Raw genomic sequence first — 6,042 nt, forward strand, 5'->3', positions numbered from 1 at the left:
GACTGCACTCAAGTCTTGGATATCGAAGCCCGCATGAATATGAAGTCATGACGGGTTAAAGAAGATAGGGTGTCCATTTTATCGGGTGAAGATCATTCGCAACGCGTGGCATTTTTACTATGCGTTGTGTTCAGTGTTTAAGGTGGTCTGCGGTGGCATCGGTATTGCGTTGCTCCACCTTAACAGGGCGTTAGTTTTTACTAGCTCTGTGAACGTGAAAAATGTAAAATCCCCCATTATATCAATGGTTAATGGTGCTATCTCATGAAAATAAAATTGGCTGAAGAAGTTAAGCACTTAACTTTAGAGGAACTTGAAGAGCTATACGAAAGGTACATTTCGGGTGAGAAAAACCAAGAGCTCATGGAAGAATATGGGATAGATGCTCATCCTAATAAACTAGTGTCATTATTTCCACCTGTCATACATGAATCACTTGAATGTGCATATTGTGCTTTGCCTCTATTTTATAAACGAAAAAGCAAGTCGGGCAGCTCATACTCTATGGAATACTTTTGTATAGAGTGCAGTCATAAGGAAGGTCATCATTACAACAGACCACTTGTTTGTACTTGTTTACCGTGTTCTGAGAAAAGAGCTGAAGCCGTTAGAGTAAAACTAGCCGCAGATCTTGAGAAAATTTCTCAAGAGTATGACCTTGATAAAAAGGCTATGTTTAGTTATTCAAAGTTATCGTTTAGTCATAAGTGCTATTTGCTATCCCTGTTTTTAATGCAATCAGAGTCAGAGCTTAATCATATTAAGTCGTTGAACAATTCTGGCAGTGCCGTGGATTTATCTCCTACATCTAATTTCGACAATGAAATTATTTTAAAGTTACATCGTGATGGTGTGATTGTTGTGGATCCAAGCTCTCCTGTTTCGGCATTTGACTCCTCAGACGACTTTAAATCATTCTATTATCGAGATGTACTTTGGGTTGTTAATGTTTCACTAGATGGTTCTAATAGGTTAAGCCTCGAAGAATTATTCAAGTTAGTTTATGTTGAGTCACGCGATGGTATACAGATTGAGTGGGAAGACGATCTCAAGGAGCTAGTGTTTAGGCTCGCTGAAGAAGAAGTTGTTACATATTTAGATGCTTGCCTAGAACAACTTCAATTACCTGAGGCTCCAAAGAAAACAAATGAAGTTATAAAAGAAATCCTTAATGAGTTTTCTGTATCAGAAATATACTATTTTATAAAGAAAGCCACAGAAAACGCTCACTTATTTTATGCAAAGGGTAAGGCGGAGAGTCGAAAACATGCGGTAAATACAATCCCAAGCAAGATCTTATATTTGGCGACAAGAGCTAGCAATGAAGGGTGGGACGTTTATAAATATAATCGTACTTATAGTACTGAACGGTCTCAGTTAAACATTGTGTTATTTGATTTGGTCATTGGTGGTGGTGACGATATTGCATTCTATAAATCCCCAGAAGTTCTTTGGAATAATGAGTTATATAAGATATTTGATAGTTCTAAATCAACAAAAGAAAGCAGCAAAGAGACTAGTTGTGTAATTTGTGGTTCAGCAGATATCACAATTAAAACGGACAAAAACTCTTTAACGCTTCTATGTACCGAATGTGGGGAACAGCAACAGTTTTACGCATCAAAAAACTAACAAAGCGTTTAAGGCAGATTCTGTAGTTGACCCGATCTAGTGGACACCTTCAATAGCAATTGGAGGTGTTTATGCCAGCTTATAAATCAGGTAAAAAAACTCAACAATATCTTACGGAATTTAAGGTAACTGCTGTCCGACTTTCGCTTCGAGAAGAAGCTACAGTTAAAGGCGTGGCACTATCATTAGATATCCACCCTTATATGCTTTCTAAATGGCGAAAGGACTATAGAGAAGGGGTTATTATGGAAGATAAACGTAAGAAAAGGACTCAGATCCCGAGCCAGAAAACTGAGTCTAGTCGGATCGCAGAGCTCGAACGTCAAAATGAACAACTTAAGCTCGAGAATGATTTGCTTAAAAAGTGGCAACGATTCGTTGCCCAAGAAAATCGACAAAATTCCGATTCATAGCCCATTACAAAACGCGTTATTCCATCGTATTGATGTGCCGTTTTCTATCTGTTTCTAAGTCGGGTTACTACGCATGGCTTGATAGAGAGCCAAGCCGCTACGTTCAAGAAGAGCAGGCTTTGAAGAAGCGTATAATTAAAGTGTTTACTCAGAGTCGAGAGACTTACGGTAGTCCACGAGTTCATGCAGAACTGAGGCGCCAAGGAGTTTTGGTTAGCCGTAAGCGTGTGGCTCGGATCATTAGAGAGCAAGGGCTGAGAGCACGAAGTTATCGTATTTACATGAAAATGGCCAAGCTACATCGGTTCTATCAATCGATTAAGAATATTAAAAAAGACACACCAAAACCAACGGCAGTTAATCAACAGTGGTCTGGAGACCTAACGTATATCAGGCAAGGCAAACGTTGGATGTATCTAGCGGTCGTTATTGATCTTTACTCGCGTAAAGTCGTCGGTTGGTCGCTTGGTAGTAAGAAGAGTACACAACTAACGATGAGTTCGCTGAGAATGGCCATTAGAAATCGAAAGCCACAAGAGCGCCTGTTATTTCATACTGACAGAGGCTCTGAATATCGAGCCCATGAAGTTCAAGCTTTACTATCAAAAAATGGAATTATCCCAAGCATGAATCGCCCAGGTCATTGTACTGATAATGCAGAGGTGGAGTCGTTCTTCCATACGCTCAAAGGCGACATAATTAGGAAAAATAGCTTTAAAAGTGAGAAGCAGCTTAGAGATAAACTTGTCGGTTATATCCAGCATTTTTATAACCGTTATAGACTGCACTCAAGTCTTGGATATCGAAGCCCGCATGAATATGAAGTCATGACGGGTTAAAGAAGATAGGGTGTCCATTTTATCGGGTGAAGATCATTCGCAACGCTTGGTGTTTTCGCTTCGCTCAAGTATAACCAAGCGTCGCTCACACGTTAATGCGGCGTTATGAAGCTACTGTTGAACGTGGTTTTTAAAGGTGGGTTTGTTCATCAAAAGCTGTCAATTCACAGTTTAAACTCGGCTAGATATCTTGCTTAAAATATGTATTTTCTTTGCTGGTTGCCTATTTGAAATCATCAAAAGATGTAATATGCCAAGTGACATTGTGCCTCTCAAAAACTTCGAGTAATGGCAATTACCTTCCCCGTAAGTTCATCGTTCGGCTCTTCTTGGGGCCCTCACTTTTCGTATGTTCCGAAGGTGATTTTCCGGTAATATTGGAGGGTCGGCAGCCGGCTCTGTGTCTTGAGTTTTTGGTAGGTGTTTTGGTGCGGTGGCAATGTTTGAGCCTTTCATAACAAATTGCTCAAGTAGATGCTAATACGTGTGGCATTTTTGGTTTGAAGTAATGTAGGCTTGGTGAGTTAGGCGTCAGCACTACTTAGCAAGGCGTTAAGTGCCTAAATGGAGATTTGATGAGTATTAAAGAATTTGCTAATTCAGCTACGGGTTTTACGAAAAGCCCTTTAGGCATTATCGCTTTATTTATTGTGCTAGTTTATGGTTTCGCTTCCCTTGTCGTTGCTTTCGGGCAAGCAAACTTACAAGGTCATATCGCTCCATTAGTTTATTTTATGGTGCTGTTTCCTGTATTGGTGTTTTTTGGATTTCTTTGGCTGGTAGCAAAGCATCATAAGAAGTTGTATGGGCCTTCAGATTTTAAAAATGAAGACAATTTTTTGAAAACACAATTGTCGTCAGCTGTATCATTAGCAGCTGCGATTTCTAAGCAGCCTGGTAGTGGTGGGGACCTTAATCAAACTCAACTTGATGAAATAGTTGAACTTGTGTCAAAAACAAGTCAAAAACCATCGAATGAAAAATGGAAGAATCGAATTCTTTGGGTTGACGACCGTCCAGAAAATAATGTTCATGAACGCCAAGCATTTGAAGAGCAAGGACTTCACTTTAAATTAGCTCTCTCAACCGAAGAGGCGATTGAAACACTTAAAACTGACAAGTTTGCAGCAATAATTTCTGATATGGGGCGCAAAGAAGGCGATCAAGAAGGTTATGTTCTTTTAGATAAGTTACGTGATTTAGGAAATAAAACCCCGTTTGTTATTTATGCCGGCTCAAATTTACCCGAACATAAGAAAATGGCACGTGAAAGGGGTGCTATTGGCAGCACAAATAGAGCTCAAGAACTTTTTCAGCTAGTAATGAATGTAGTTCACAACGGCACTTAACAAACGCTTCAAGACGGATTCGCAACGCGTGGCACTTTTATCATGCGTTGATTTTAGTGATTTAGGTGGAATGCGGAAACATCGTATTGCGTTGCTCACCACTTAAGCGTGCGTTAGTTTGCTAGGAGGCAAGCAGTCAACTAGCCTAAATTCGCCCTTATATCAGAAATGGTAATAAAGAGTTTATTTTCTGCATCTTGAAACGCTTGGAAGCCATATCTCTCGTAGAAGTTTTTTGCTCCGTCTTTGGCGTCAACAATAACTACAGGGAATGCGACGCTATCACTGGCTGCTAGTAGCTTTCTAAGTGCATCAATAAGGAGCCACTCGCCAAAGCCTTTACCTTTGTAGCGTTCATCGACTGCTAAACGGGCAATTAGACCACCAGAAGTCGATGATTGGTGTTTTTTCTGTAGCTTGTCGGGTAAAGCCTTCAAGTCGATAGGTGTCATTGTTAGTGTATAAAAACCAATGACATGTGAGCTATCGTTATCATCTTCTAAAACGAATGTTCTGGTGTTGTCTTTCTTTGCTTGCTGACTCGCCATTACTTTCAGGTAGTTATTAAGAGCTTCAATACCACAGTTGAACCGATTTCTGTCATGTTTTGCTTTTTCTAGAAGTACCGTGTTCATCATTGAGTTTTGCTTTCGTAACGCTCAGAAGCAGTTTTCAATTTTGAGTTGATTGTTGCAGGACGGTCTAAAGCATCCATAAGTAACATAGCATCAGCTTGGCTAAGCTTAAGGGCTTGTTCACGTTCAATAACTTGCTTGGCTTTTTCGATAGCAGCACTTAGAACAAATGAGTTAATACTAGACATGCCTGCAATTGCCGCAGCTTTTGTCAGTAAGTATTGTGTATCGACATCAACTCTAGCAGTGATGCGGGGCAAAGTAGTAGCCATAATGTAATTTCCTTTTGTGTCAAAATGTCACATGAGTATTATGGTCTTAAAGTGAGCATTAAGCAATCATTGTGTCACTTTGGCACGCAAAACTAACAAACAATTTAAGAGTGACTCCTAACGCTTGGCGAGTTTAATCCGGTTTGAAATTTGTGTTTACGGTGCAATGGTTTAGGTTGGGTGTTATAGCGTTGTCGCACATTAATTGGGCGTTATAAAACAGGTGGAGTTTTTCATTGTGCAACATCATAAATTTCTTATTGCAAAAGAGCATCTTCAGTGTGCGATAGATCTATTTTTGAGTGGAAAATATAGCTCAGCTTTAACGCTTGCAGGAGCATCAGAAGAAATTTTTGCTGGATTTATTAGAAAGCATACGCAGAAAGATCCGGCTTTGAGACAAGTTACTCGCTTGACTAATCGCAAAGTTTTTCCTAATTACAATGAAAAGGATGTCATTAATGTTCTAAATAAAACAAAAAATGCAGTTAAGCATCCTGATGCTAAGGGTGTATTTGAACCGGTAGTAAACGGTCATATTAAAGAAGAGGCTTTGGTACTTATAATGAGGGCTCTATGCAATTACTGCTCATTTTCTGAATGTTTCTCTGATGATTTCCAAAATATTGATAAGTACCTTCAAATATTGGACAGTAATCCTCATATGCATATGAAAGTAAATGTTTTATAACAAACGCTTCAAGACGGATTCGCAACGCGTGGCATTTTCACTATGTCTTGTGTTTAGTGTTTAAGGTGGTATGCGGCGGCTTTGGTATTGCGTTGCTCACCACTTAAGCGGGCGTTAATCGGCAAGGATAGTGAAGTGGGATCTGCACATAAATTTATTATTTTCTTTTTTCTGATGTTGGTATCTGTCTTTAGCCACTCTGCGACTAAAG

Annotated in this window: 6 protein-coding genes; 4 read left to right on the forward strand and 2 right to left on the reverse strand. The window is 39.6% G+C overall.

Annotated features, from left to right (window positions below; all coding sequences use genetic code 11):
* Positions 1-264: 264 nt before the first annotated feature.
* From IQO02_RS08450 to IQO02_RS08460, 3 genes are all read left to right on the forward strand, one after another.
* Entirely contained in the window at positions 265-1,632 is a 1,368-nt protein-coding gene (locus tag IQO02_RS08450) for a hypothetical protein (RefSeq protein ID WP_016789221.1), read from the forward strand.
* Positions 1,633-1,703: 71 nt separating this feature from the next.
* A protein-coding gene (locus IQO02_RS08455) for an IS3 family transposase (protein ID WP_193838525.1) occupies positions 1,704-2,884 on the forward strand; the annotation gives its coding sequence in 2 pieces (ribosomal slippage) (positions 1,704-1,998 and positions 1,998-2,884; 1,182 coding nt in all).
* Between the two features lie 575 nt (positions 2,885-3,459).
* Positions 3,460-4,233, forward strand: coding sequence for a response regulator (locus IQO02_RS08460; RefSeq protein WP_016793567.1), 774 nt, complete (start codon positions 3,460-3,462; stop codon positions 4,231-4,233).
* 140 nt (positions 4,234-4,373) lie between these two features.
* On the opposite strand, the gene IQO02_RS08465 is transcribed toward IQO02_RS08460, so the two are convergent.
* Both IQO02_RS08465 and IQO02_RS08470 read right to left on the reverse strand, forming a co-directional pair.
* Positions 4,374-4,871: a GNAT family N-acetyltransferase gene (locus IQO02_RS08465; protein ID WP_016790029.1), complete on the reverse strand. Its 498-nt coding sequence runs from the start codon at positions 4,869-4,871 to the stop codon at positions 4,374-4,376.
* Positions 4,868-5,140 carry a DUF1778 domain-containing protein gene (locus IQO02_RS08470; RefSeq protein WP_016790030.1) on the reverse strand — a complete coding sequence of 91 codons (273 nt, stop codon included), beginning with the start codon at positions 5,138-5,140 and terminating at the stop codon, positions 4,868-4,870. Before IQO02_RS08470 ends, IQO02_RS08465 begins: the two co-directional genes overlap by 4 nt.
* A gap of 238 nt (positions 5,141-5,378) precedes the next feature.
* Here IQO02_RS08470 and IQO02_RS08475 point away from each other — a divergent pair, with 238 nt between their 5' ends.
* Entirely contained in the window at positions 5,379-5,831 is a 453-nt protein-coding gene (locus IQO02_RS08475; protein ID WP_241805171.1) for a hypothetical protein, read from the forward strand.
* Positions 5,832-6,042 lie beyond the last annotated feature (211 nt).

The organism is Vibrio sp. OPT24 (assembly GCF_015163545.1).
Classification (GTDB): domain Bacteria; phylum Pseudomonadota; class Gammaproteobacteria; order Enterobacterales; family Vibrionaceae; genus Vibrio; species Vibrio cyclitrophicus.

Bases quoted from the DNA above. Each gene is read 5' to 3' on its own strand.
- IQO02_RS08450 (WP_016789221.1), top strand. From the start codon at position 265: ATGAAAATAAAATTGGCTGAAGAAGTTAAGCACTTAACTTTAGAGGAA.
- IQO02_RS08460 (WP_016793567.1), top strand. From the start codon at position 3,460: ATGAGTATTAAAGAATTTGCTAATTCAGCTACGGGTTTTACGAAAAGC.
- IQO02_RS08465 (WP_016790029.1), bottom strand. From the start codon at position 4,871: ATGATGAACACGGTACTTCTAGAAAAAGCAAAACATGACAGAAATCGG.
- IQO02_RS08470 (WP_016790030.1), bottom strand. From the start codon at position 5,140: ATGGCTACTACTTTGCCCCGCATCACTGCTAGAGTTGATGTCGATACA.